General features: G+C 54.0%; 22 protein-coding genes. 11 read left to right on the top strand and 11 right to left on the bottom strand.

Annotated elements, in window-relative coordinates:
* The first annotated feature begins 6 nt into the window (after window positions 1-6).
* Entirely contained in the window at window positions 7-2,769 is a 2,763-nt protein-coding gene (locus tag Pla144_RS05270; protein ID WP_146448474.1) for a serine/threonine-protein kinase, read from the top strand.
* A gap of 62 nt (window positions 2,770-2,831) precedes the next feature.
* On the top strand, window positions 2,832-4,076 hold the full coding sequence (locus Pla144_RS05265) for a tetratricopeptide repeat protein (RefSeq protein ID WP_146448472.1): 1,245 nt from the start codon (window positions 2,832-2,834) through the stop codon (window positions 4,074-4,076).
* A 219-nt stretch (window positions 4,077-4,295) separates the two neighbouring features.
* Here the strand turns inward: Pla144_RS05265 and Pla144_RS05260 are convergent, their stop codons facing one another.
* A complete protein-coding gene (locus tag Pla144_RS05260) occupies window positions 4,296-4,493 on the bottom strand; it encodes a hypothetical protein (protein ID WP_146448470.1) in 198 nt (65 codons plus the stop codon).
* A gap of 160 nt (window positions 4,494-4,653) precedes the next feature.
* On the opposite strand from Pla144_RS05260, the gene dprA reads away from it, so the two are divergent.
* From dprA to Pla144_RS05235, 5 genes are all read left to right on the top strand, one after another.
* Window positions 4,654-5,766, top strand: coding sequence for a DNA-processing protein DprA (gene dprA / locus Pla144_RS05255; protein WP_197530396.1), 1,113 nt, complete (start codon window positions 4,654-4,656; stop codon window positions 5,764-5,766).
* 746 nt (window positions 5,767-6,512) lie between these two features.
* Window positions 6,513-7,163 (top strand): RNA polymerase sigma factor, encoded by a 651-nt coding sequence (locus Pla144_RS05250; protein WP_146448468.1) that lies wholly within the window; start codon window positions 6,513-6,515, stop codon window positions 7,161-7,163.
* A 150-nt stretch (window positions 7,164-7,313) separates the two neighbouring features.
* Entirely contained in the window at window positions 7,314-8,327 is a 1,014-nt protein-coding gene (locus Pla144_RS05245) for a hypothetical protein (protein WP_146448466.1), read from the top strand.
* A 603-nt stretch (window positions 8,328-8,930) separates the two neighbouring features.
* On the top strand, window positions 8,931-9,752 hold the full coding sequence (locus Pla144_RS05240) for a PEP-CTERM sorting domain-containing protein (protein ID WP_146448464.1): 822 nt from the start codon (window positions 8,931-8,933) through the stop codon (window positions 9,750-9,752).
* 476 nt (window positions 9,753-10,228) lie between these two features.
* A complete protein-coding gene (locus Pla144_RS05235) occupies window positions 10,229-10,474 on the top strand; it encodes a hypothetical protein (RefSeq protein WP_146448461.1) in 246 nt (81 codons plus the stop codon).
* 28 nt (window positions 10,475-10,502) lie between these two features.
* Here Pla144_RS05235 and Pla144_RS05230 read toward each other — a convergent pair whose 3' ends face one another.
* Window positions 10,503-12,353, bottom strand: coding sequence for an ABC transporter ATP-binding protein (locus Pla144_RS05230; RefSeq protein WP_146448459.1), 1,851 nt, complete (start codon window positions 12,351-12,353; stop codon window positions 10,503-10,505).
* Between the two features lie 95 nt (window positions 12,354-12,448).
* On the opposite strand from Pla144_RS05230, the gene Pla144_RS05225 reads away from it, so the two are divergent.
* Window positions 12,449-12,736 (top strand): GIY-YIG nuclease family protein, encoded by a 288-nt coding sequence (locus tag Pla144_RS05225; RefSeq protein ID WP_146448457.1) that lies wholly within the window; start codon window positions 12,449-12,451, stop codon window positions 12,734-12,736.
* A 285-nt stretch (window positions 12,737-13,021) separates the two neighbouring features.
* Window positions 13,022-16,852, top strand: coding sequence for a DUF7133 domain-containing protein (locus Pla144_RS05220; RefSeq protein ID WP_146448454.1), 3,831 nt, complete (start codon window positions 13,022-13,024; stop codon window positions 16,850-16,852).
* A gap of 252 nt (window positions 16,853-17,104) precedes the next feature.
* Here the strand turns inward: Pla144_RS05220 and Pla144_RS05215 are convergent, their stop codons facing one another.
* From Pla144_RS05215 to Pla144_RS05195, 6 genes are all read right to left on the bottom strand, one after another.
* Complete coding sequence (locus Pla144_RS05215; RefSeq protein ID WP_146448452.1) at window positions 17,105-17,860, bottom strand: MBL fold metallo-hydrolase; 756 nt, start codon at window positions 17,858-17,860, stop codon at window positions 17,105-17,107.
* A 61-nt stretch (window positions 17,861-17,921) separates the two neighbouring features.
* Window positions 17,922-18,269, bottom strand: coding sequence for a hypothetical protein (locus Pla144_RS25445; RefSeq protein WP_391580952.1), 348 nt, complete (start codon window positions 18,267-18,269; stop codon window positions 17,922-17,924).
* A 125-nt stretch (window positions 18,270-18,394) separates the two neighbouring features.
* Window positions 18,395-18,721: a preprotein translocase subunit SecE gene (secE, locus tag Pla144_RS05210; RefSeq protein WP_146448450.1), complete on the bottom strand. Its 327-nt coding sequence runs from the start codon at window positions 18,719-18,721 to the stop codon at window positions 18,395-18,397.
* Between the two features lie 237 nt (window positions 18,722-18,958).
* Entirely contained in the window at window positions 18,959-19,762 is an 804-nt protein-coding gene (locus tag Pla144_RS05205) for a hypothetical protein (RefSeq protein ID WP_146448448.1), read from the bottom strand.
* 58 nt (window positions 19,763-19,820) lie between these two features.
* Complete coding sequence (locus tag Pla144_RS05200) at window positions 19,821-20,303, bottom strand: hypothetical protein (protein ID WP_146448446.1); 483 nt, start codon at window positions 20,301-20,303, stop codon at window positions 19,821-19,823.
* Between the two features lie 35 nt (window positions 20,304-20,338).
* Window positions 20,339-20,842, bottom strand: a complete 504-nt coding sequence (locus Pla144_RS05195) for a flagellar basal body-associated FliL family protein (protein ID WP_146448444.1) — start codon at window positions 20,840-20,842, stop codon at window positions 20,339-20,341.
* Window positions 20,843-21,049: 207 nt separating this feature from the next.
* On the opposite strand from Pla144_RS05195, the gene Pla144_RS05190 reads away from it, so the two are divergent.
* Window positions 21,050-21,532 (top strand): flagellar basal body-associated FliL family protein, encoded by a 483-nt coding sequence (locus Pla144_RS05190; RefSeq protein ID WP_197530395.1) that lies wholly within the window; start codon window positions 21,050-21,052, stop codon window positions 21,530-21,532.
* A 283-nt stretch (window positions 21,533-21,815) separates the two neighbouring features.
* Entirely contained in the window at window positions 21,816-23,303 is a 1,488-nt protein-coding gene (locus Pla144_RS05185; protein WP_146448440.1) for a Gfo/Idh/MocA family protein, read from the top strand.
* 21 nt (window positions 23,304-23,324) lie between these two features.
* Here Pla144_RS05185 and Pla144_RS05180 read toward each other — a convergent pair whose 3' ends face one another.
* The 3 genes from Pla144_RS05180 to Pla144_RS05170 form a co-directional block, all read right to left on the bottom strand.
* Window positions 23,325-24,848 (bottom strand): anti-sigma factor family protein, encoded by a 1,524-nt coding sequence (locus Pla144_RS05180; protein ID WP_146448438.1) that lies wholly within the window; start codon window positions 24,846-24,848, stop codon window positions 23,325-23,327.
* A 62-nt stretch (window positions 24,849-24,910) separates the two neighbouring features.
* Window positions 24,911-25,564, bottom strand: a complete 654-nt coding sequence (locus tag Pla144_RS05175; protein ID WP_146448436.1) for an RNA polymerase sigma factor — start codon at window positions 25,562-25,564, stop codon at window positions 24,911-24,913.
* A gap of 219 nt (window positions 25,565-25,783) precedes the next feature.
* Entirely contained in the window at window positions 25,784-26,191 is a 408-nt protein-coding gene (locus Pla144_RS05170) for a type II toxin-antitoxin system VapC family toxin (protein WP_146448434.1), read from the bottom strand.
* Window positions 26,192-26,199 lie beyond the last annotated feature (8 nt).

Raw genomic sequence — 26,199 nt, 5'->3', positions numbered from 1 at the left:
TGCGTTATGACAAATCAATCAAATAGAGCCAGAGACATCTTCTTGCAGGCGATCGACATCCAGTCTTCGGAGGATCGTCAAGCGTTTTTGAATCAGGCTTGCCAAGCAGACCACAACCTGCGTCGCCGTGTCGCTGCACTCTTGGCGGCCCATGACGATCCAGAGAGCTACTTGGATCGACCCGCAGCCCGGTTTGACGTGACAGCAACCTTCGCAGGGAACGCGACGGGGCCCGGCCTGTCCGACTCGTCGTCCTACCACGGACGATTTCTGCCGGGGACAAAGATAGCTGACCGATTTCGCATCGTGTCGCTGCTTGGCAGCGGTGGCATGGGCGATGTGTATCGGGCTGACGATTTGCGACTGGGGCAACCCGTCGCCCTGAAATTTCTGCCTTCGGAACTCGCCAAAGACCAAAAGCGATTGGACTATTTTCACAAAGAAGTCAAGCTAGCTCGGCAAGTATCTCACCCCAACGTCTGTCGGGTGTACGACATCGGCGAAGTCGATGGGCAGTTCTTCATCTCGATGGAATACATTGACGGTGAAGATCTTAAGGCATTGTTGCATCGCATTGGTCGTCTCCCCAACGATAAGGGGATTCAGATCGCCCAACAGTTGTGCGCCGGTTTGGCTGCTGCGCATGCCCAGGGTGTACTGCATCGAGACTTGAAACCGGCCAACATCATGATCGATGGGCAGGGTCAGGTTAGGATTACAGACTTTGGACTGGCAACAGTAACAACTGACGGCGAGAACGTTGCGGGAATGTCGGGAACCCCGGCTTACATGGCTCCCGAACAGTTGCTGCGTGGCCAGTCGAGTGCTGGGAGCGACATTTACTCGCTGGGCCTTGTCCTCTTTGAACTCTTTACCGGAAAAACGACTCATCAAGCATCTTCCCTTGCGGAGTTACAGCAACTTCACGAAGACTCGTCCGCGCCACGCGACGCCAAAGATATCGTCGAAGATATTGATCCGTCCGTCGACCGAATCATCTCACGCTGTTTGGACCCCGATCCAGTCAATCGCCCTAAATCAGTCAGTGCCATTGCTGCAGCTCTGCCAGGTGGCCAACCTTTAGATGCAGCGATTGCCGCTGGAGAAACTCCATTGCCAGAGTTGGTCGCAGCATCGGGGGGCACTGGCATACTTTCGCCCACAGTAGCGACGAGCTACCTAATCGGAATACTCACTCTGCTCGTGCTCGCATTCATTGTGATACCTAGAACTTCGCACATTCAGGCGATTGGAGCCGACGACTGGCCTGCACCGGTGTTACGCCATCAAGCTCGGGAAATCTTGCGGCATCTGGGCATTGAGGAACAACGCAATAGCGTCGATGGCTTCGCTAACCGAAAACGCGAACTCCGCACCGTTGAATCCCAAGCGGAGGAGTCACCATCGTCAAGTCGCACGGATCTCATACAGACTGGGCCACTGCACGGGTTGACGTACTGGTATCGCGAGAGTCCTGAGGATTTCTTCGTGAACGAGTTCTGGAGGGAAATGTGGCTTAGTTGGAATCGCGCAAACGAATGGTCGCCACCCTGGACCGTACCTGAAATGAACGGCGTGCATCTCACGCCGACCGGACAATTACGGTGGTTTCGTGCGATCCCAGCGGCTGAGATCGCTGAAGCTGAATTAGAAAGCCCGCCTGAATGGTTGGAGTGGTTCGATGAGTCGATTACGGGAATTGATCTGAGTTCTTTGCAACCCGCAACCTGGCAGGGCCGGCCGCCCGATGCATTTGACCAATATCAAGCGTGGGAAGGTAACTGGCCCAATTCAGACGTCCCGCTCAAAGTTCAGGTAGCCTCCTATCGAGGGAAGCCTGTGTTCTTTGAAGTGATGTCGACGAATACGTCCATCAGCGGCAAGGCGAGCAAGGATCACGTCATCATGGGATGGATTTACGTGGTCGTTGATTTGGTTCCATTTCTGTTGGCCTGGTATCACTATCGGCGTGGCCGAGGTGATCGACGCGGCGCTCGCTATTTTGCGATCTACATCGGCTGCGTGACCTTTATTGCCAATCTCATGCTGGCGACCCATGTACAACCACCGTTTGAAATGGGATTGCTGTTGTTTGCGGGGGCGGTAGGTAGCGGCGCTGCGGTCATCGCGTGGGTTGTGTATATGGGCATTGAGCCGCTTGCCCGACGTTATTGGCCCAGTCTGCTAATCTCCTGGACGCGACTGCTTCGAGGTTCATTCACAGACCCCCGAGTTGGTCGTGATTTGCTCGTCGGAGTCTCGTTCGGCATAGGATTCGCGATCCTAGAACGGGCCAACGGCTGGTGGCTCGGTAGAATCCCGACTGACCCTGAAGCAACGATGGGTAATGTGCGCTCGCTCTTAGGATTTGTCGTTGCGGTCCACACACGGGAAATGCTCTGGACTTTCGGGCTGGTCGTGCTGCTTGTGGTGTTCACGATTGTCACTCGTACCAAGAAAATCGCTCCTTTTGCACTTTTCGCCCTCTCCGCTTTTGTGATCAGTCAACAAGGAGTGTCGATAGCAATCATCGCCCCCCTGGCAAGTATGGCCTTACAGATTTGGATTCTCGTCTACTGCGGTCTCTTAGCTGCGATCGCCGCAGCGACAGTGATGCATTTGGTCGTAGGCGTAATCACAACAAACCTCGATGCGTTTTATGCCACCAATGGTCTGATTTTGGTCGCGATCATTCTTGCTATTGCCGTTTACGGTTTCGTTTGCTCGCAGGGCCATGCGATTGGTCGTACGCATCGACATGTGCGGTGACATATGTTGCTGCAACACATTTACGTTGATCCTTCCTTTCCCCTCAGTACTGGAGTCAAACTATGATCAGAACTTCACTCTATCGTTTGCGTGCACTAGCGATGCTTGGTCTAGTCGGGCTCCTATTATGTACGCTGCTACAAGAATCCGAAGGACAAGACGCTTTATCGGAGCGTTTGAATTTTGAAAAGCTCACAGACAAAGAGCTAACCGAACTCACGGGCGTTTGGATTATTGGGGAGGATTTACGGCAAGAGGCAATTTTTGAAGCCCTCGCATACGAACGCCAGTGCGACCACTACTTGAACAAATTCGCGATTGAAACGCCTCTTCAAACGAAAAAGAGACTTCAGAATGTGCTGCATACATCGTGTAAGAAAAGAGCGGACGAAGACGAGAAGTACGGTCGAATTCTTTGGGGTATGTATCTTGTATGGGGTGATGGATGCAAGGAAGCAATGGAAGCTGGCTTCAAGCATTTTAAAATTGGAGCCTTTAAGGGCTATCCGCGGAGCATCTGGCTCCTTGGGCTTTGTTACGATGGCGGCCTTGGAGTTGCGAAAGATAAAAATGAGGCGTGGAAATTGTTTAAACAAGCATCGGATAATAATTACTCACACGCTACCGGGAGCTTAGCAAAGTGCTATCTCACTGGTCGAGGAGTCCGAAAGGACTTAGATCTTGGCATGAAGTATCTCCGGCAAGCGTCAGATGGGAACGACGCGATGGCTCAGTTCGCCATGGCAATGGCCTATGAAAATGGAGAAGGAGTTCCCGAGGACCATGAAGAGGCAACTTGGTTGTTCGCCCTGGCATCGAAAGCAGGTCATCCCGAAGCAGCATTTCACTACGGATGTCGACTTTACGAGCACAAGCATCTGTCGAAAATAATCGCAGAAATAGAAGCGTTCGAGGAGAGACAAAAAACCTTAGAGGATGGTCGAGATGATCCAACGTATCGACTATTTAATTGCGAAATGTTGGGGTGGGAAGAGGCGGCATATTCGACGTGGATGAAGGGCTATTTCCTTGGAAGCAGCGATTGTGGTCTTCAATATGCGTTCTGCTTATACAACGGAGAAGGCACATTTAAGCAGCGAAATGAAGCCGTAGAACTCTTTGGGAAGCTTGCGGCAGCGGGTCACCCATTGGCCGAAGAGACCTATGCTAAGTTGTCCAAGGGGAGAACAGGTCGTCGTAAATCTTATTCCTTTACGCTGGATAGGACTGTCTACGGCGAAGTCTGGGACGGGATCTACCGTGAAAACGACAACTTCAAGAGCGATGGCCAGAAACGCCGGTATTAGCAGGTCAAAATCTTCTTCTATCCATTCGCCATTCACAACTCAAGGTTCATGAGTGATTGCGTTGATAGGTGATGGCTAAGAGTCACCAAGCGATCGCCCGAGAATGCTTGAGGGTGACAGTCGATGAAGCTGACCATGTTGGGTACCGGAGCCCTCGACGGATAAGCTCGTCGAGTTCTGTCACAACTGGAGGAGGGTGTGTTGGCCCGGTAGAACGATTCACGTTGCACCCCCATCGGATGTGTCCGAAGTGGGGGCACAATCAATCAGCGCGATGATTGCTTCGCGAATGTGTGGCTGAAGAAGAGGCCATCGCTCGGCGATAAAATCGATCGCTGGCGGGCGGTCTTCCGTCTGTGACAGTGCCACCAGATGACGATTGATGTCGCCCCCCGTACGTGGCCGAGATGTGGACACGGGAGAGAGTGAATCACCTACTCTGCCGCTGCGGTATTCTCATTCGATTCCCGCAGCCTCGCCGACCGACGCTGAGGGTCGGTGCCCGTCCCTTTGGAATGTCGAGGTCTTACCAATGAAAGCCCTCCAAACTTGGATTCGCAGTGTGTAAGATGGGTTGGTGGAAAATACCGACCCCCAAGTTCGTGATCAACTCTGCCTCTCGATGGTATCGGGGGTGGGGCCACTTGGTATCCAGCGGTTGCTCACGCATTTTAGTTCTGCTGGGCGAGTGCTTTCGGCTTCGGTGGGAGAGCTAACTTGCGTCCCCGGGATTGGGCCGACAATTGCGAAACGAATTGCTGCGGCTCGGGCTGAGATCGATGTGGACGAGCAACTTCGCATTGCTGATGAAAACAGCATCTCGATTCTCACTCCGGGATGTTCCAACTATCCAGCACTCTTGAAAGAGATCCCCGACCCGCCGGCGGTGCTTTTCGTAAAGGGAGATCTCAAGGAAATCGATGGTCTCGCGGTAGCGATAGTGGGCACGCGCCATGCAAGTCGCTATGGATTGAAACAGGCTGAGACCTTGGGGGCCAGCTTGGCCAACGCGGGATTCACGGTGGTCAGTGGCATGGCTCGGGGAATTGATACGGCTGCCCATCGCGGGGCGCTTAAGGCGGGTGGACGCACGATTGCCGTGCTTGCTAGTGGAGTTTTGGCCCCCTACCCTCCTGAGAACAAACAACTCTCGGAAGAGATCGCCGCTCAGGGTTGCGTCATGAGCGAAGCGGCACCGACGATGCCGCCGCTGAGCGGGATGTTCCCGCAGCGAAATCGAATCATCAGCGGACTCACCCTGGGGACCATCGTGGTGGAGGCCGCGGATCGGTCGGGGGCTCTCATCACGGCCCGCCATGCAGGGGAGCAGAATCGCCAAGTGTTTGCCGTGCCGGGGCAAGTGGACAATCGACTCGCGACTGGCACAAACCGGTTAATCCGCGACGGCGCGCGGCTGGTCACCTCGATCGACGACGTACTTGAGGAGCTAGGCCCACTGTCACAAGAGACCCGCCGCGACGATGGCACTACGATCCGCGATCCAGCGGAATTGTCGCTGAACGAAATCGAAACGCAGGTGTTGCAGGCGATTGAAAAAGGAGGCTCACTGATCGACGAAATCACCGTTCACACTCAGATTCCTGTACAAAGGGTGCTTGCGACAGTGAGTGTGTTGGAGATGCGCGGGCTGGTGCGCAAGGTGAGCGGCAATCGGGTGGTAAGGTTGTAGCTACTTTGTAGGCCTCAACGAGTAACGTGAGTCTCGGCATGGTAGATTTGTATTAGGGTTTTTGAACCTTTCACTTGAATACTATTGCCACTAAGTTTTGAAGGAGTCAGGTAGCCGAAATTAAAAAGGTGGGTGAACCCGTGGGAAGCAAAGTCGGTGGAGCTACTTTCCCCATTAAGCCGTCAGACCACCCACCCTTCGGGAAAACAGGAAATATTATGTGATCCTCGCTAATTGGGCTGCTTCCACTCAATTGTCCAGCAAGGTGCATGATTTTTGACCAGTGTTGCAAAATCAGACACTTTTGCCCGGGACATTTGAGAGTAGAATCTGCCAAAATCCTGGCAAAATCTGCAAGATTGGCAGACTGGGGGTGAATTCCTAGCATCGAACCCAAGAGTCACAATTTACGTAACAGATTAGCCACATAGGGTTTCGGGAACTGATAGCGGTATCATAATACCGATAATATGGCCTCTCGGCATAGGAGTTGCAACTATTCACTACGCAACTGCTGAGCAAAGGTCTATCCCCCAATCGTATGCCGCTTCAACCCCCTAAGAAGGAATAAGCGGCTACAATGGAAACCTGAGTTCGAAAGTTGCCGCCGGCAGAGTCCGGTGTTCCGCCACCCATGGAATCGCACATGTATGCTGCGAGGGTACGCGGATTCCTATTTTGGACGGCAGGGAGAAAGGATTTTCTCCTGATTAGCGTCGAACTCTCGGTATGAGGAGTTCGTAAAGATGGTTAGGCAACCTAAGGAAAAGTTAAAGAAAACAAGTGCGACAAGCGATGTAGCTAGTCTCAGTGATGAGCAGCTAATCGCCTCGTACCAAGCGGCGGAAGATTCCTCAGTATTTGCTGAGTTGGTCTCTCGCTATGAACGTGAGTTGTACAATTACCTGAAGCGCTATCTTGGCGATGCCTCGATGGCTGAGGATGTGTTTCAAACCACTTTCCTCCAAGTGCACATGAAGTGTGATCGGTTTGAGTTGGGTCGTGCATTTCGCCCCTGGCTTTACACGATCGCTACGAACCAGGCGATCGACGCCCAACGCCGTAATCGGCGGCATCGTCGCTTGAGCCTGGATCGATCCCACAGTGCTGGAGGAGAGGAAGTTGGTACGCTGATGGAAGTTGTGGCAACTAGCGCTGCCAACCCTTACGACACCGTCGAGAGTGGCGAACAGGCTGAGTGGGTCCGCAACGAAGTGGCCGGCTTGCCCGAACCGCTGCAAAACGCCGTCCAACTGGTCTATTTCCGGGGGATGAAATACCGTGATGCTGCCAAGCTTATGTCGATACCGGTGGGAACGGTTAAGAGCCGACTCCACGCTGCGATCAAACGCCTTGGCGAATCGTGGCGCGATCTGCAAGTCGCCAATCACCAATAAGGGTCGACTTCGTTGGTCTGCACAGATTGTGAAGAGCATTGCCGCGCTCTCGGCAGTGTGCCTTGCCTGTTTAAGAAATCTTTCACACGAGCCTAGGGTCTACCACCCTGGGCTCGTTTTTTGTTATGTGAGTGCGAAAGCGTCTGTCCGATGAGAGAGCAACTACTGGCTTACTTGCTGAACGACTTGGACCCTGCGGAACGCCAGTCCGTAGAAGACGCACTGGCAGACGACCCCGCTTTGGTCGAAGAGCTGGATCATCTGCGTAGCTGTCTCGAGACCAGCAGTAAAGAAGCGGAACCCGCAGCGACTCCGCCGACGAAACTTGCCTCGCGGACTTGTTCCTTTGTCGAGCATGCAATCAAGCGATCAAGGTCCTTTTGCATCTCAGCGCCTCACGTTGCATCGCTGAGCGAGTCGCGGGATGGGTGCACTTCTCGCCGCAGGTGGACGTATGCCGACTTAGGTGCGGCAATCTGTGTGCTCTTGGCATTGGGAGCCTTGGTGATGCCCGCTCTGCGGGAGAACCGCGATGAGGCGCGACTACTCCAGTGTCAGGCAAATCAATTTCGAGTGGGTACGGCTCTCACGCAATTCAACGAGCGTTTTCGGCGGCTCCCGCAGATCAAGCCTGATCAGAATGCGGGCTATTTTGTCGTCGAACTTTATGAGAATGGCATTCTCACGCGAGAAGAACTCGCTGAATTGGTGGTCTGTCCTGCTACGATTCTAGCGGATCAAGTAGCCAGCGGTCATATCCGCATCTACATCCCCAATCGCGAGGAGTATCTGGCAATCGATGGGGCTGCCGGCAATGTGCTTCGCAAGCTCATGGCAGGTGATTATGCCTACAATCTCGGCTACCGCACGCCGTCGGGCCAGATCCAGCAGATTCAATTCGAGGGAAGTTCGCATCTCCCACTACTTTCCGATGCACCGAGCATGGCCGGAGCCGGATATCAAAGTACCAACCATGGCGGCTGTGGGCAGTATGTGCTCTTTCAGGATTTAAGTTGCCGTTTTATTCGGTGCTACCAGGCCAAGTCTCAGCAAGATCACTGGTATCTGAACGACGACGGTCAGCCCGCTGCTGGCTGTCGAGCTACGGACATCGTCCTGGCCCCTAGCGAGGCCACCCCGGTTGTGGACGTCAGTACGAAGTAGCCGTGTTGATTGCACGCAACTTGCGGTTGCCATTTCGCTACCTGTTCAATCAGAAAAACGCTGGATTATAGCAGTTTCTGTGTTTGGCCCGGCATGTGCTTATTGATTCCGGTACCTCCTCTTCAAGCACCTGACCGTGTGAGAGAGCCCTCCCTCCAGGCTTTCTCACGCGGTCTTGCTGCGTTTGGGCTTATTACTTCTGATGGGCCTGCTGACCAATTGTCATAGAACTTTTCCGCGTTGCAGTAAAACGGCTCGATAATTGGTAAGTTCTTTGCCTACAAACCTTTAGCGGATGTGCCTCTTTGATCCCAAGCTATCCAGTTGATCGACAAAAACTCCTGAGATGGAGTGGTGGGACTGGAAAACCCCAATTATTTAGTGGACTTAGTAAAGAGTGCCTTGATAAAATAGCACTAGATCAGCCTTGTATCTTTTCCATGGATTGGGGATATTGCCGATTCTGGTTTAGTAGTAATTTTACCGTATCTACTAGGATTTCCATCGCAAAAGGGTTGAAGAGATCAATATTTCTTCTGAACTCCTGGCATCGTTCTTAATTGGCTTTCGCAACTAAGTTTTAAAACATCTGGGGAGACGCTAATGTGTCGGTCAAACAAAGTGCTTACTAATGCACTGACTTGCTTTCTCTGCAAAACACTGGCTTCAGCTACTTTATTTTCTGCTCTATGCTGCACAGCAACTCTTGCCCAAGCAGCGATTATGTATGGCGACTTCAGCGACACCCCTCCTGGGGCGGTCATGTATCTGGATGTAACTGAGAGTTCATTTTCCAAACCGGTACCTCCACCCCTTTATGGACCTCCTTCAATCACCGGCAATGTGTTGGATTTTGATCCGACGGGGTTTGGGGTTTCCTCTTCAGGTGGAGCTTCAGGTTTGATCGATGGTCAACTCAATTATACGATCATGGCTTTGCCAGGCGCTGGTCTAACCGGCTTTTCCATCGTCGAAAGTGGAGACTTCAGCTTCTCCGGGGTTAATCCTTCTCCGGGCACATTTGTGTCGGCTTCTGCTGGTGCTACGGTGAGCATCCTTGCAGTGGATAGCATTACTTTGCCAAATCCCATCCCAGTTTTTGCTTCGGACATTTTTGTGACAGACTATCCGACTACAGGCGGAGCGCCTTCAACAGGATTGCTTCCCTGGTCATTGGTGACATTTGTCGATCTTGGCGCAGCGATTCCTTTTCCGTTCGACTTCGGGGCAACGAAAGTCGAAGTGGCGATCAACAATCAATTAAGTTCGGCGACCACCCCTGGTAACCAGGCGGCAATTGCCAAGAAGGATTTCAAGCTTGTTCCTGTCGGCGACCTGATCCCGGACAATGTTCCTGAGCCATCCAGCTTGGCTCTTGTTTGTCTGATAGGACTATTTAGTACCGCTCGACGAAGAGTGGGCTGAGAACCATCTGAGCCTAAGTACCGATTCAACTGATAAGCCTGGGTGAATTCTATCCACCTGGGCTTTTTTCGTTGCGAGGGTTTTCGCAGGTGCCGGCGATCGGCAAGTTGAAAGAAGACAACGGTCCGTTGTCATTTTGCTTCGCTTACCGCAGAAACACCGCGAATTATCGCGGTTTCTGCGATTGGCCCGGCATGTGCTTATTCATCCCGGTACCTCCTCTTCAAGCACTTGACTGTGTGAGAGAGCCCTTCCTCCCGGCTTTCTCACGCGGTCTTGTTGCGTCTGTGGGGGCATGGAGAAATCCTAGCTATCTGTCGGGTGCGAAACATATTCGAATTATCTAGACAACCTACTATCAATAGACCCATTACTTTTGGCGGCCGAACATTACTGGTGTTGACTTGATAGGAAACCTCTTGGTATTGTCTCGCCATGATTTCGTTCTAGCAACCTCAGCTATCATGCGATCAAGTATGCTTCGAAATATAATCTTGCTGACAATTGTTGCCATGAGTGCGATAGGTTGCACACCGATACAACGAGTAGGTGGTGCGATTCAAACTGCCACGGTGGCTACTACTTCGTTTGTAGCAAGGGGTCTGTTGAATGGCATCTTTGAAGAAAAAGAGGATACTGCTGAGGAACGTCAGTGGAAGCAATATTGGCGGGACAATCCGGAAGTCAATCCAAGAATGACCGAAGCATTTGCCAAGGATTAATTGACTTCCTCAAAAGCCATTGTCCACATCAACCGCTCCTGCTTCGCTCCCGCTCCGCAACTAACTGACGAATATGCTCTAGATCATCCTGTGGAGTCGCGTCGATCAGGCGGCGGGTGTACTCTTCACGCGGGGCGGCGTAGATGGCTTGCGACGGGCCGAATTCGACGATCTTGCCTTCGTTCATCACGGCCATCATGTCGGCCATGAATTTTACGACGCTCAGGTCGTGACTGATGAAGAGGTACGTGAGTCCTCGGCTGTGTTGCAAGTCGTTGAGCAGGTTGAGTACCTGGGCCTGCACCGACACGTCGAGGGCCGAGACCGATTCATCGCAGATTAAGAGTTCTGGCTCGACAGCTAAGGCACGGGCGATGCAGATACGCTGGCGCTGGCCGCCGGAGAATTCATGGGGATAACGCCGCAGGTGATCTGCCGACATGCCGACCTCCGCGAGCAACGACGCGGCTCGGTCGCGGCGCTCACGGCGAGTGCCGTAGAGCCCCTGGATCACCATCGGCTCGGTGATTGCCGACTCGATGGTCATGCGGGGATCAAGCGAACCATAGGGGTCTTGAAAAACGATCTGCATTCGGCTGCGGATTCTCCTGAGTTCTCGACTATTGAGGGAACGGACCTCGGTGCCATCGAGCATGATCTTGCCGGCGGTCGGTTCGACGAGCCGCAGAATAGCCCGACCAGTGGTTGTTTTGCCGCAGCCACTTTCTCCCACCAAGCCGAGCGTCTGTCCGCGATAGATGCGGAAACTCACGCCATCAACAGCACGGATAGGCTCGTGCGCGCGCGAGAAGAGACCTTTCTTTACAGGGAAATGCACGGCGAGGTCCACGACTTCCAGTAAAGGTCTCGATTCTTCTTCGACAGCAACTGTGTCTCGAGCGCGGGGCGTTTCTTCCCAGGGGTGTCCCATCGTGGCAAGCTCTGACTTGGGATGCAACACCGCGCCGCGCCCTTCGGCGGTCAGTTCACGGTACCGCACGTCGGTCATTGGCTTTTCGAGAATCTCGATTCGACCATCGACGGTTTTCACTTCCATGAAATCATCGACGGTCGGCAAGCGGCGATATTTGGTATCGAGCCGGGGCCGACAGGCCAGCAGCCCTTTGGTATAGGGGTGCTGCGGATTGGCAAAGATTTCAAGCACGGGGCCCTGCTCGACCATCTCGCCGCGATACATGACGAGGACTTCGTCGGCGATCTCCGCGATCACCCCCAGGTCATGGGTGATGAAGAGAATCGACATGCCCCGCTGGTCACGGAGTTGCCGTAAGATTTGTAGAATCTGCGCCTGCACTGTCACGTCGAGCGCAGTCGTCGGCTCGTCGGCGATCAAGAGTTGTGGATTGCACGACAAGGCCATCGCGATCATCACGCGCTGTTTTTGTCCGCCCGACATTTGATGGGGATACGAATCAACTCGCTGTTCGGGATTCGGGATGCCCACCTCGCGAAAGAGGGCGATCGTTCGCTCGCGTGCCTCTTTCCGCGAAACTCGTTGGTGCACGATAATCGCCTCGGCCACTTGACTCCCCACCGTGTAGACCGGGTTGAGCGAAGTCATCGGCTCTTGAAAGATCATGCTGACTTCCTTGCCGCGAATCGATCGCATCGCGGGCTCGGGCAGCCGTACCAGGTCTTTGCCTAAGAGGACGATCTTGCCGGATTCGATCCTCGCCGATGAGGTCAGTAGCCGCATGATCGAAAGCGAAGTGACGCTCTTGCCAGAACCGCTCTCGCCGACGATGCCCAGCGTGTGACCCACGGGAACTTGAAAGGAGACTCCATCTACCGCGCGGACGATGCCGTCCTCGGTGTGAAAGTAAGTGCGGAGATTGTCGACTTCGAGGGTAAGTGGCATGGACTGTCATCCCGAGAGAGTGTAACGAACGAGGGATCTGGATAAATCATGACTCGCTAATTTTCGTCGTCAAGGCTTGCGTTAGAATGGTCCCCATGAATGAATACTTCGTATACATCATGTCAAACCAATCTCGTACACTCTACATAGGAGTTACCAACGACTTGGAACGAAGAGTACTGGAACACAAGAGCAAACTCATCAAAGGATTCACAAGCAGCTACAACCTGACCATGCTTGCTTGGTATGACAGCTTCAGCGACATCAACCAGGCCATCGAATGCGAAAAGAAGATCAAGGGCTGGCGACGGTCAAAGAAAGTGACCCTCATTGAGGAACAGAATCCACGATGGGAGGACTTGGCTGAGAATTGGCAATTGTGAAGGGAAGGCGTACAAGGGCTCACCATACCCATGTTGCAGGAATGTTGGTTTCGCCACCCAGATCCCTCGTTCGTTACACTCTCTCGGGATGACATGTGTCGCGGAGCTCTCATCGAAATGACACCATTCCCCACATGCTAGCACACGGGACAAGCTCGTGTTGCCTGGGGGTGGCGTTTGAGGTTAAGTTTTTCTTCACGCCTGGGTGCGCAATGAGGCAAGGTCGCCTCTGCACCAACGAACGTTTGACAAAGATTTTCTACCTCAAAGGATTGAGAGATCGCCATGAACAAGGTGACCAAGAAATCAATTGCCTCTGGTCTGTTTCTAGCTTGGCTCTTTGCTGCCACTTTGCTGACTAGTTTTTCCATTGCAGCGGACCTAGCTGAGAATGTTACCAATGAACTTGGCAGTGCCGAGTGGATTTGGTCTCCGGCACATACTCGCAATGAAGTCCCCAAAGGGGTCTGCTATTTCCGCAAGTCCTTCATGCTGGGTGATCCAGAATTCGGCGAGGTGCAAATCACTGCCGACAATGGGTTCGAGGTGTTCGTTAATGGCCAACAGGTTGGCGTCGGCAACGACTGGCGACAACTGAAGGTGTTTGAAATTACCAAACTGCTAGTCCCTGGCCGCAATAGTGTGGCGGTACGTGTGACCAATACTGACGGCGGGTCGGCGGGACTAGTCGGCCGCGTGCTCGTGAAGGAAACGGGTGGAACCTATACCAATCTACCAACGAACGATTCCTGGCGCACAAGTGTACGCGAGTATGCCGACTGGTCGGCAACCAGGTTCAACGATAATGAATGGATCAAGGCAACCAGCTACGGTGCCTTGGGAAATGCGCTCCCCTGGGGCGATGAAGTCGTGATCGCTGGGGTCGGTGCGCGATTCAACATCGCCAAGGATTTCGTCATCGAACGCTTGATGCGCGACGAGGAAGTCGGTTCGCTGATCGCCATGGCATTTGACTCGCAAGGAAACATCTTGGCCTCTCGCGAGGGGGGCAATCTGCTCCTCTTGACCGACAGCGACGACAACGGCACGCCGGACTCCGTAGAGATATTCTGCGACAAGATCAAGAACGTGCAAGGCATTTTGCCGCTAGGCACCCGCGTGTTTGCCATCGGAGATGGGCCCGAGGGGGTAGCCCTTTATCGCTTGCGGGATGCCGATCGCGATGGGTCGGCGGAAGAGATTGAATCGCTTGTGCCGATTCGAGGTTCGCGTGGTGAACATGGAGCCCATGCCGTGCGGCTTGGTCCCGATGGTTTGATTTATGTGGTCGTGGGGAACCATGCCCGTGTCGGTGCGAAGCCGGGCCCCCATAGTCCTTACCGCAGCGCCTACGAAGGAGATTTGATTCAACCACGGTTTGAGGATCCTCGCGGCCATGCGGTCGGGATCCCTGCTCCCGGTGGGACGATTTTTCGCACCGATGCAGAGGGCTCGTTCGTGGAACTCGTTGCCGGCGGAATGCGCAATTCGTATGACTTTGGGTTCAGCCCCGACGGGGAATTGTTCACTTACGATGCTGACATGGAATGGGACATGGGCGCGCCTTGGTATCGGCCGACCCGCGTGAATCACATCACCGCCGGGGCGGAACTTGGTTGGCGGAGCGGCTGGGCGAAGTGGCCCAGTTATTATCTCGACAGTCTTCCCCCTGCGCTGGAATTGGGGGCCGGGTCGCCAACCGGTGTCGAATTCTACGACCACAACATCTTCCCGGAAAAATATCATGGGGCGATGTTTGCCTGCGACTGGGCGAAAGGCCTCATCCACTCGATCCAGCTCAAGCAGAGCGGATCAACCTATCGAGCCACGAGCGAAGTCTTCCTTGCCGGAAGACCGCTCAATGCCACTGACCTGGCCGTCGGACGCGACGGGGCACTCTATTTCTGCACCGGGGGGCGTGGTACAGACGGTGGCATTTATCGGGTCCGCTGGACTGGTGCGACTCCGCTCTCTAGTGATCCAGCGCCCAATTCCATTGCGGCCGCCCTGGTGCAGCCCCAACTCGATGCCGACTGGGCAAGAGCAACGATCGCTACGACCAAGGCGACATTAGGTGACCGCTGGGCAGCTGATCTCGCACGGGTAGCCCTCGACAGCAGCCGTCCGATCGCCGAACGGCAACGTGCGGTCAACTTGATGGTGTATTTCGGACCGCGACCTACCGAAGAGTTGCTCCTGAAACTTTCGTCGGATACCTCCGGAGAGATTCGCGCTCAGGCGGCCCGCCTGATGCATGCCGGCAGTTCTCCGGCATGTGCCGAACGCCTGGAAGCCATGCTCTCAGACAGCGACCCCTTGGTGCGCCGGCTGGCTTGCGAATCACTCACGAAAGAGAGCGCCAACATCCGTCCTGAAAAATTCGTCCAACTACTCGGGGATGCCGACCATTTTGTGGCGTTCGCGGCACAACGCGCGCTCCAACAACAGCCACAGGCGGGATGGGCTCGACAGGTCGTAGAGAGCGGAAGTGTGGAAGTATTCTGCCGCGGTGCGGTGGCCCTGCTCTCTGAGAATCGCGAACCGGCGGTCGCCGAGGCGGTCCTGGGTCGTTGCCAGACTACATTGCAATCCGCGAATTCGTTAACGGCTGAGCAATTGGTGGATGTCTTGCGTGTTTCGCAATTGGCACTTTCACTGGGCAAGCTTTCGCCGGAACAGGGTTCCGGCTTGGGCGGAATGTTGCTGGGCGAGTATCCCTCGGGAAATATCGCCGTGGATCGCGAGCTGGTGCGCCTGCTGGTTTATTTGCAAGTCCCCGGTGCGGCAGACAAGTTTGCTGCCCAGATCGCCAGCAATGGTAATCAAGAGGACAAACTGCACATCGCCGCTTGTGCAAGTCGTCTGGAGTCTGGCTGGTCGATTAACACCAAGTTGGCGTTGATGAAGTTCTTCGAAGAGATTCGCGCTGTCGAAGGAGGGTACAGTGTGAGTGCCTACGTGGAAAATTTTTCACGAGATTTCTTCACCAAGTTTTCGCTGGCCGAACGGCAACAGGTACTCGCTGCAGGTGAGCGTTGGCCGACGTCGTCACTTTCCGTTTTGGCCAAGCTTCCCGCTGAACCGCCTGCAGAGTTGTTAGCGGAACTGCGGGCGCTCGACGGCAAGGTGCAGCCCAAGTGTGCAGAGAGCGATGCCTTCCGCCGTCTCCGCGTGGGTATCTTTGCTGTGCTAGGCCAGAGTGGTGAGCCTGCGAGTGCCGCTTATTTGCGCTCTGTCTACAGCAACTCCCCTGACGACCGCCACACCGTGGCGATGGCCCTTACACAACACCCCGTGGGAGAGAATTGGCCCTACCTGGTCGATTCGCTGAAAACGGTCGATGGTCGTGTCGCACAGGAAGTCTTGCGCTCGCTGACCACGGTGCCGCAGCGTCCGCAAGAACCCGAACCCTATCGCCAAGTCATCCTGCAAGGTTTGCGTTTAGGCGAAGAAGGGGCATCACTGGCGCTGGCCCTGCTGGATCACTGGGCCGGCAATCCAGTAGCATCGAGTTACCCCGAGTGGAACACACAGCTTGCCGGGTGGCAACAGTGGTACAGCACCAGTTTCCCTGCCGCCCCCTCGGCCGAGCTACCTGTCGACTCGACCAGCGATAAGTGGAGCTATGCCGAGTTGCTCAACTATTTGGAAAGCGATTCGGCTCGTTCGGCGGATGCAACCGAAGGACGCGTGGCATTTGAATCGGCCCAATGCGTGAAATGCCATCGATGCAACGCCGTGGGCGAGACATTGGGGCCCGACCTCACGAATGTATCACGCCGATTCCAACGCCGTGAAATCCTGGAAGCGATTGTCTATCCCTCGCACAACATCTCCGACCAATACGCCAGCCGGATCGTCCTCTCGCAGGGGCGTACCTTCGCGGGATTGGTCGTCCCGCGCGGCACGGAAGGAGTAACAGTACTCTTGTCTGATGGCGAGAAGGTGGACATTGCCCAGGCCGACATCGACGAAATCCGCGAAAGCCCCACATCCGCGATGCCCAGTGGGCTGCTCAATCAACTGACCCTGGAGCAGGTGGGCCAGTTGTTCGCGTATCTGGAAGCCGCGAGCGATACGAGTCTGGCCAAGCGACCTGGGAACGAGAATCGATAAACCCGCAAGCGGCTGTTCGGAGTACCGCTTCCATTCGTGTGGTTTTGCTTGTTGAGTGGTTATTGAGAGTCACTCCTGGGTTAGTTGGCCAAATGTAGTTCGAGCCTGAGGCCGATGATGCCGCAGCAAGTTGGCGATTCTACTTATCGTCTGCGACCAGTGAGCGATGAGAGTACTTACAAGCAAAACAAACTATCTCTTTGCTGCTCCACTGCATCTATTAGTTCTGAGGCTATTGGCGCGAATTTACGTTCATCCAAGGAGAGGCCACCGTCCTCCATTGTCGATGTGGTCTAGCATCCGGTCACACTTGCGACGAACGTTGTCCTTCAAGGGAGTTCGGTGTCCAGGGCAAAGTACATCAATGTCCATTGTCAGGCATCGCCTCATAGATTTGCGTGCGCGTTCAACGTTGGGCGTGACAGCGCGGGCCATAAAGTGGACTTCGTTCTCTACGACGGCGAGTGCGTCACCAGCGAACAAGATTTTTTCAGGTTTATAGTAGAAGCTGAGATGACCTGGTGTATGTCCAGGCGTTTCGACAACCTCGAAGTATTCGTCAATGATATTCCCGTCTTCGACCGTTTGCGGTTCAAGCACAGCGCGTGGTGTTGCCTCGCCAAGCAGACCCTTGAATAGAACAAACAGGCCCCATTCTGGAATCATGTCACTGACTCTGCCAACCAAACCTAACCTTGCCGCCTCACGTGTCAATTGCGGAACGTCTTCGCGATGGCAGTATGCTGGAACATTCGTCTCATCCTGAATCGCACGAGCCCCCGCAGCATGATCGTTGTGCCAGTGTGTGAGAAGTACCGACGTTATGGACGAAGGCTTGGCTTTCATTTTCTCCAATCCTTGATGTATGTCTGCGCCAGTCGAGTCCATTCCCGCGTCGACGAGCACAGTTCCGCGTGGAGTGCGAACGAGGTAGGAACAGGTCAGGTAGGAAGGGCGCCGAACACACCACACATTATCTGTTATGGAAAACACCTGAGTTCCGATCATTGGGTATCCACCATGTTTACGTTAGGCCACAGAACTTGTTAGCAGTCCAAAACTTTTTCAGTTAGCAGCCCGTTTCTATCGGTTGGTCGCACGCCAAATCAACTGCATCGGAGTGGCTCCGAGCTCGGCAATGGTTCTTGCAAGCTGGCGCCGAGTTCCAATCCAATGAATCAAACCACAGGTACGATTCTGACAGCGGTAAATCAAGTTGACCCTTCCCTTTCAAGCACTTCCAGTTGTCTTCTCGATTGCTGGGCTCTCCTTGTATGACTTCGGTCAGACAAAGAACCGAAAGTTCGTCCTCGGTTCGCGTGATAGAACAGATGTCTTTCTGTTCGAGGACCCACGCAGGGACTTTCTCGTCAGCCCGATATCGAATAACCGAATAGGTTTCCTGAATCTCTGCCAAATACCATCGCGGCTTCCAATTTTGACTGTTCCAAAGGGGGGCGAGAGTCTATTGTGCATCTGACAGTCGAAACCCTTTAAGATATCAAGTCGATTTGGCATACCGGAAACTATGGCTGTGCGTTGTTAGCGGCTGATATCCAGGAGATAATTGATTAGGGTGTTAATGCAACAGGATGCTATGACCAATACCATCATCAGGAACACGACGATCTTAGCATTGTGCCTCACCTGAAGATCATTGGGCCAGGCAATCTGTTTGGCTTCCTCGTCAACATTCCCCAAGTAGTTTGCGAACCGACCCCGGTCACACACAGCAAAAATCCCCAACCTCGCAACAAGCAGACAAGCATAATGCATCACGCTTGGGTTGCCGCCAGGAGAGGCAATAAAAAGACCTAGTTCCAGTGCGGTAACTACGGCCAGAATCGCGAAAGTGGATGTGCGAATCATTGTCAGTTATCGCCGACGAATTATTATCTAGGCAAACACTGCCGCCTAGTTTGTCGATATTAGGAAGTGTAGGAAATAGCCAATGAGTTACTGCCTATGAGGATTGTACCTTTTCTACTTCTGGTTGGCAAAACTGCTTGTTCTTGGCGAGCGAAAAACAAACCAGTTGAAAAAGCAGCTGAAAATAGTTCGATGCAGTTATCGTCCCCTATAAGTCTCAATGTGCGATAGATTGCCTTACTTTGCCACAACAACTTTGTCGATCGTGCGGCGGAACAGGAAGTGGATTTTGCCGTCTGCTACGTGGAGTTCCTCCAGCTGGAGATCGCCACTGTCAGGCAATACGTCGATCGAGAGCGTTGGTCGCTCACCGTCGATATTCAGCTTGATGCCTTGTGGCAGAACTGGATTGGTCCGCATGTATTGCTTCAGCACTGTCGCGATGGGTAGGGGTAGCTTGCCGACACGAGCGGCGTGTAGGTCGAATGTCAGATCAGTCAGGTTCGTCTTCGCAAGCTCAAAGTCACAAGACAACACAACTTCGGCCACAGGCGTAACCAAGGTGACCGCAAATCGGATCATGTCCCCTTCCAGCGAAACGTGCGGTCTACGCAATTCTCCATCATCCTTGCCCAGCTCCTTACTCAGCAGCGCGTTGATGTGCCGTTCTGTCAATGAAACCGCAAAAGTATCTTGTGTCACATTCGGCGAGTGGAGTAACCTCTTTAATTCAAATGGCACACGGCGCTTCGCGTGCTGTTGATCTTCTGCCAACGTGGCAAACGCATTTTCGGGCAAAGCTTGCAACTTCTGAAAGTCAGATGCGTTCAGTTTGAGGAACAGATCCATTGAACTGACAATCTGCTCCAATTCCTTAATCGCGGCTTCGTTATCGGCCTCATCCACGGGCTCCGTGATGGCCGATGCGTAAAAGTCAGGTGCCGAGCAGGCCAGCACACAGCAAACGGCCACCGTTCCAAACACGAACATCGTTGCCAGAACGCAAGCCAAAAAGCAACGTTTGAGGAAATTGAAAATCATGAGATCAGAGCAATATTACGCGTTTGCAGGAACGGGGGACCAAGGGGGGGCCCGACAGCTACTCTGTCGAAAACGTGAAATCTGCCAGGAGGACGTTCTCAGCTTGGGTTCCTTTGAGGAGGCGGTTGACTCGATAGAGGATCTGCTTTCGCAACCGCACTAACTCAGGATCGAGATAGTCTCCCAGTTCTGCAACGCGGATTGCTACGATGACTTGCTCCCGTAGGCGATGTTGCCAATGACCGAGGGCGGCCACCAACGCGGGATCGGTGTCAGCAGGTAGTGTCAGATGCATTTCGAACGTCACTTTGGACGTTTGATTGCGGGTTGGCTCAAGGTTCTTGATCTCAATAATGCCCAGGTCCAGTTTGGGCTGCACCACGTTTTCAGTTGTGGCTTCCTGGGACGCGCTTGCGCCCTGATCTTCCGCCGGAGCTTCTTGCCCCATCGCGGTGGAGGTGCCCAAGGCTATTGAGAGCAGGCACAACAGCAGCTTTGAGAAGCGAATTCGCTTGTCGTTGATCATCAAAGAAGTGTTCATAGCAGGTTTCGGTTTTTCCGGGGGTTTCGGAGGGCCTAGATCGCTTCCCAACTGAAGTCGACGAACGCGAGTTGTCGAACTCGGTCGTCGCCCAGGATAGGTCGGATGGCGTCGATTATGCGGGACTTGAGTGTTGCCCAGCGGTTGTCTTCCAATTCTTCTTTGGTTGCTTTGCGACAAACGGTGATGATCGTGTCGTCGAGCATCCCTCGATGCCGCTTGGCGGCAGCCAGGACAGCCTTTTCGTCCGACGGATCACAAATGACTACCAGTTGGAAGCGCAGATGGATCCATAAGGTGTTGTCCTCCTCGCGCGACGTGCCGTGCAGTGGGATTGCGCTGGCAATTCCGTAGGTCCCCACGGGGACTTCCTGGACCGATTCGAGCGTCCGCTCAACCTCCAGCTCATCGAGATACACGTCAAGCTGCGTTTTCTTCCTGCCCCCACAACCGGCAAAGAGCAGACACATCAACACCACAGCGGCAGTGAAACCCGACTTGCGGAAGCACTCTGGATTTCTCGATGTTGGGTTAGACATTGTGCAGTGAATGCGCAGTTGAAAGTAACGTGACGATTGACTGGGAGAACACAAGGATTCTCGCTACCCAAACATAGGCCATACACACAGCACCCCGGTTTGCGACCTATAATTGCAAAAGGGTCTCAGATCCGGATGGGACCGATTCTGACGGTTCTAGCGTTCGTGACATCCGTTCCGGTATTGAATTGCAGGCAGTGCATTCGCATGAGTGAGACAGCCAAGGTGACCACCCGAACAACCGAGTCCGCTGGAAACTCCCTACACGGAGCAATCCTGGCTTGCTTGTGTGTATGCTGCACACTGCCAGGATGCTACGACGCCAAGGCCCTAGTGGATGCCCGTCGGGCGGTTGCCGTCCGGGCGCGGTTGGTAGAAGTGGACCTGGGGGAATATCGGATCACGTTGCCGAAACCTTTTACCGAGTTGGAGCGGGCCGAAATCAGTTTTCATGTCTTCGGGCAAGTTGCGCATAAGGACCTTTCCAAAGCAAAGAAGAAGCTCGAGCAGATTGACCCCGATCTGCGGCATCGGTTGCTGCTGGCAGTACGCCAGATGAGAATGACCGAAATCGCGGACCCCTCGCTGGAGTCTCTCCGGACCAGCATTACCGAAGCAGTCAATGAATTGGTCGAGGGGGACCCCGTAAAGTCTGTAGGGTTCTATAGTTTTACCTTCTCAAACTACTGAGTTTTGAAGTTACTGGGCATTTGTGGCATCACTATCCGTTTGTCCAAGAATGAGTAACATTTCCAGGCTGAAGAGCCAAAGATAGTGAAAATCTCGAGTTTTTTTCTAGGCTGGCTTTAATTCTCTCGGGCCGCCGCGTAGAATCTTGGGAAGCCATCGTCTTTTTGCTCCCCGGCAAAATTGTGGCTCTGCTCCCCCCGACCATCTATCTCGGCATGTAAATCATCAGCTTTCGTAGCGAGATATTTACCTTCCACTAACCATAGCGAGAGAATCTCCCCCCATGGAAAAACTGAGCCAAGTTACTCGTCGTGATTTTATCCACAAGAGCGCAACAAGTGCCGCAGCCCTCAGTGCTGCTGCTGGTACTTTTGCATCCAAGGCTTCGGCTCAAGTAGCCGGTGCCAACGAGCGGTTGCGAATCGGGTTCATCGGTCCTGGCGGACGTGGTTTGTCTGGCCATGTCAACCCTCTGTGCAAACTGCGCAAAGACGGGGCAGCTATCGACTTGGTCGCCGTCAATGATGTGTACATCCATCAATCTGAGAAAGTCGCGAGTACAATCAAGGAACAAACGGGGACTGCGCCAAAGCGCTACGACGATTACCGCGAGCTGTTGGCCGACAAAGACATCGATGCCGTCTGCATCGGCACACCCGACCACTGGCATGCCAAGCAGACCATCGATGCCTTGAAGGCGGGCAAGCATGTCTACTGCGAAAAGCCAATGACCCACTCCATCGACGAAGCGATGGATGTCGTAAAAACATGGAAAGACACCGGCAAGGTGATGCAGGTAGGTGTGCAATCGACTTCACTCCCGGTGTGGGGAAAGGCCAACGAGTTACTCACGAGTGGCGAGCTTGGCAAGGTACTCATGTTTCAGACGGAATTCTTCCGCAATTCCGACATGGGGCAGTGGCGGTACTATCCGCTGTTTAAGGAGATGACACCCCAAACGATTAACTGGAAGTCCTGGCTGGGTACCGAAGAGGGCTTGGCCCCTGACATGCCATTTGATCGGGCAATCTATGCTCAGTGGCGACGTTTCTGGCCCTTTGGTTCAGGCATGTACACTGACTTGTTTGTTCATCGGACGACTTCGATGCTTAAGGCAACTGGACTGCGGATGCCGCGACGAGTGGTCGGTGCCGGTGGCATCTACTTAGAATACGATGGACGCGACGTGCCAGATGTCGCCACGGTAGTAGCCGACTACGAAGAAGGCGTACAGGGCTTAATCACGGCTACCATGTCGTGTGCTGATACTCCCATCAAGCAACTGATTCGAGGTCACTTCGGTTCGATCGTGTTTGGCACGGGAGAAGAATTCACGGGCTTCGATTTCGAAGCTGAGCGACCACAGGTAACGCACGACAGTAGCATCAAGAACAAGCATTACGAAGTAGGTAAAGTAGCGGACTCAACCTACAATCATCAGAAAAACTTCGTAGATTGCTGCCTGGCTGGTACGCCGGACAAAGTGAATTGCCCTCCTGATTTGGGCGCTGCGGCGATTGTGACGGTCTCCTTGGGAGCCCGCAGTTATCGCGAAGGCAAAGTGTTCCACTTTGATCCTGAAACTAACACAGTCAGCGATGGCAATTCTGACTGGGCTAACAAGTGGGAAAAGATTTCGCACGAGCGGGGCAAGCCCCATCACATCGCGGGTTGGAATGCCGGTGACAAGGGAAGCACGCTGGTCGATCCTGAATATCAGCGTCTGGAAGGCCCTTGGGTCGATGGCCGTGATCCCGTGGCCAAATTGTAGATCCCTGCGACCAGGGCTCGATCAGAAATCATCGTCGGGGCGAGGGGGCGGGCCATCGGGTCTGGGCCCCCCTTCACGGCGCGGTGGCCGACCGAATCCAGGCCGATCCTCGGGAGGACCTCCCCGCCGTGGTGGACCGAATCCCCCTGGCTCGCCTCTGCGCGGAGGTCCTGGCCCCAAGCGTTCGCGCCCTGGAGGACCAAGGCGATCGCGTTCGGAAAAATTCTCGCCGTAGTTTGGCCATTCACCGCGCAGATAGAGATATTTGAGTTGCTGCTCCATTCGATCACGCGGCTGAGCTAGCAGACGCTCTCGGGTCGTCGCGTCGAGTTCCTCGGCAAAAAAGCGCTCGAGTTCCTCTTGAGAGACTTGGTCGAATCGTGGCCGCTTGCCGGGGCCTCGTTCGCGCGGATCTCGCATCGTGACATCTCGCATCCAGTGGAGGAGTTGCTTCTCTTGTTCATCGACAGTGAGTGCCTCGAACTCGGAGAGCTTATCTGCTGAGAGAACTTCGCCCGCTGAGGTCCGCCACCGCCCGCGCAACTCAGGAAACTGGCGCGTCATGGCGATCCATCTGCCCCCCACACCAGCAGCCTCAAATCGGTCCCTTTGCTGTGAGGACATGCTGTCCATGAATTGCTTGCGCAGTTCTAGAAGAACCCGTCGGAGTTGCTGCACTTCCTCCGCAGAAAGATCTATCCAATTGTTTGCGGCTTCGCGACGTTGGACATTGACGATCTCGCGCACCCGCTCATCAGCTGGCATTTCTCGCAATTCAAATTGTTGGCTGGCTGGTAGCGTATTGAGCCACGCCTGATACGCGAGCAAAGTCTCAATGAGTTGTTCGCTGTCATTGTCATTCGTGATGGATGCGTGCAGGTCTCGCAAGTGAGATTGTTCAGCAGACGAAACCGCCAGAAAATGATTGTACCGACTCCGCAAGGCAACACGTTCCTCGACTTCCAATTCCGTAAGCCACTGCTCACGGTCGGTGGGGGTAGCGATTGCATGATATTCCAGCACTCGGTCAGCCAAGTCGGCGTCAGTAAGTTCGGTCGCCCACGGCGTGTCGCCCAGTTCAACGTGCAGGGCGCGCAAAAAAGCTACGTCCTGAAATTGCGAATAGATATCGATGTACTCAATCTCAGGCAGGTTGGCCAGCAACGTGCGATTCGGGTTCTCTCGCACCAACTGGACCACTAGCCAACCTAGCGCTGCGGTTGCCGCGAACAAGAGCATCTTTGCTAGCCATTGATTCCGGTGTTGAATTGGCAAGGCGACAGTTTGGGCTGTCAAATCTTGTTTGGCGGCACCCACCACCATTTGCATCGTGGTCTGAGAAAACTTGTCGTCCACCGTCACCCCCGGCAGGGCATCGAGGATCGACCAAGCCTGCTCCATACTCTGCACCTCACGCCGAAAGGACTCGTCCTCGGCAAGCTGCCGCTGGATAAGCGCTTCGTCCACCGGTGAAAGCTCACCGTCGAGATAAGCGACGATCTGCTCCAAACGTTGTGGGTCGTTGTTGGTGGATGAATTGTTCATAATTGCTCTACAAAAAACTTTGGCGAGCCAGAAGCGTTAACTCCTGGAGTTACCGGGCATCGCTATTTATCTGCTTCTCCAGCGTTCACCTTAGTTCCTTGTTCAAGGTATGGCTCCAATACCTGGCGAAGATTTGCCCGTGCGCGTGAAAGCAAAGACTTCACTGCGGCGGGGGTCAGTTCCATCACCTCGGCGATTTCTTCGTAACCCAGGTGTTCGAACTTGTTCAGTAGCACCGCGAGTCGTTGCCGGTCGTTCAGGGCAGCGACCGCGAGCTGCACGACCTGGCTCAACTCCGCCTTGTCCAGAAGACGGGTCGGCATCAACCCACTGGCAGCCACGGCGGCCTGATCGAGTGGGTTGCCAGTGAACTCTCCCGATTCCTGCGCCACGAGGTTTACTTCGTGTCGGCGCGCCAAGCTTCGCCGTGAGTTCGAGGCCACATTGTTGGCAATGGTGTAAAGCCAAGTGGAAAATTTTGATCCCGGCACATACCGCTTCCTTGAACGATAGACCCGCATAAAAATCTCCTGGGCGAGATCCTCTGCCAGATCACGTTTCCCCACCAGATGGGTCATCAGTGAGACCACTCGATCCTGATACCTCAGCATCAACTCCTCAAACGCATCCGCATCATCCTGTTGCACGCGCAGCATCAGCCGCACGTCAGGATCTTGCGCGGTATAGCGTGCTGCAGTGGTTTCACTGATGGCCAAGGTGCGGCTCCGCGAGTGTGTCGTCGGGGTTTGCCGTTATTGTAGTCGTAGCGAGCGGGAAATGGGAGGAATCCTGCAGGTCGCCCTTTTATTCCCACTTCGCTCGCTCGCTTCAGATGGAACCCCGGAAGGAAGCGAAGGTTTCGCGGGCTTGAAACTGCCGAAGGACTGATCCGAAGGGCAGAATTCTGTCCACCATTTCGGGGTAAATACCAGTCTTTAAGAGGTAAGCCAGTTGTGTACAGTCAATCCTTCTATGCGTACAAAGTGACTCGTATTATTCGTCACTATTTCATATCCTTGTTCCAGGCAAGTCGCGGCTATCAGAATATCCGCATCACCGATCAATTGCCCTCTTTTGTGGAGTTCGCCGTAAATGCTAGCCGCACGAATGATAACATCATCTGTCATCGGCAAGATATCCAAAGACTGGCACATATCATTGAACTTAGCATGTTGCGAAGTAGCGTTTTTTGCGGCTAAGCCTCTCAAAATCTCATACCGAGTGAAGATAGAGATTGTCAACCGAGAGTGGAACGTGAGATAAATCCTCACATTCTCTACCGCACTCGTGTCTTGCCGCATAATGGCCGATAGCGTGTCGGTATCGAGAACTGCTTTGTTCATCAACAGAG

It is taken from the genome of Bythopirellula polymerisocia, assembly GCF_007860015.1.
In the GTDB taxonomy this organism is placed as follows: Bacteria; Planctomycetota; Planctomycetia; order Pirellulales; family Lacipirellulaceae; genus Bythopirellula; species Bythopirellula polymerisocia.
Note: the sequence above shows the minus strand (reverse complement) of the source record. Positions and strands in the feature narration are given on the sequence as shown.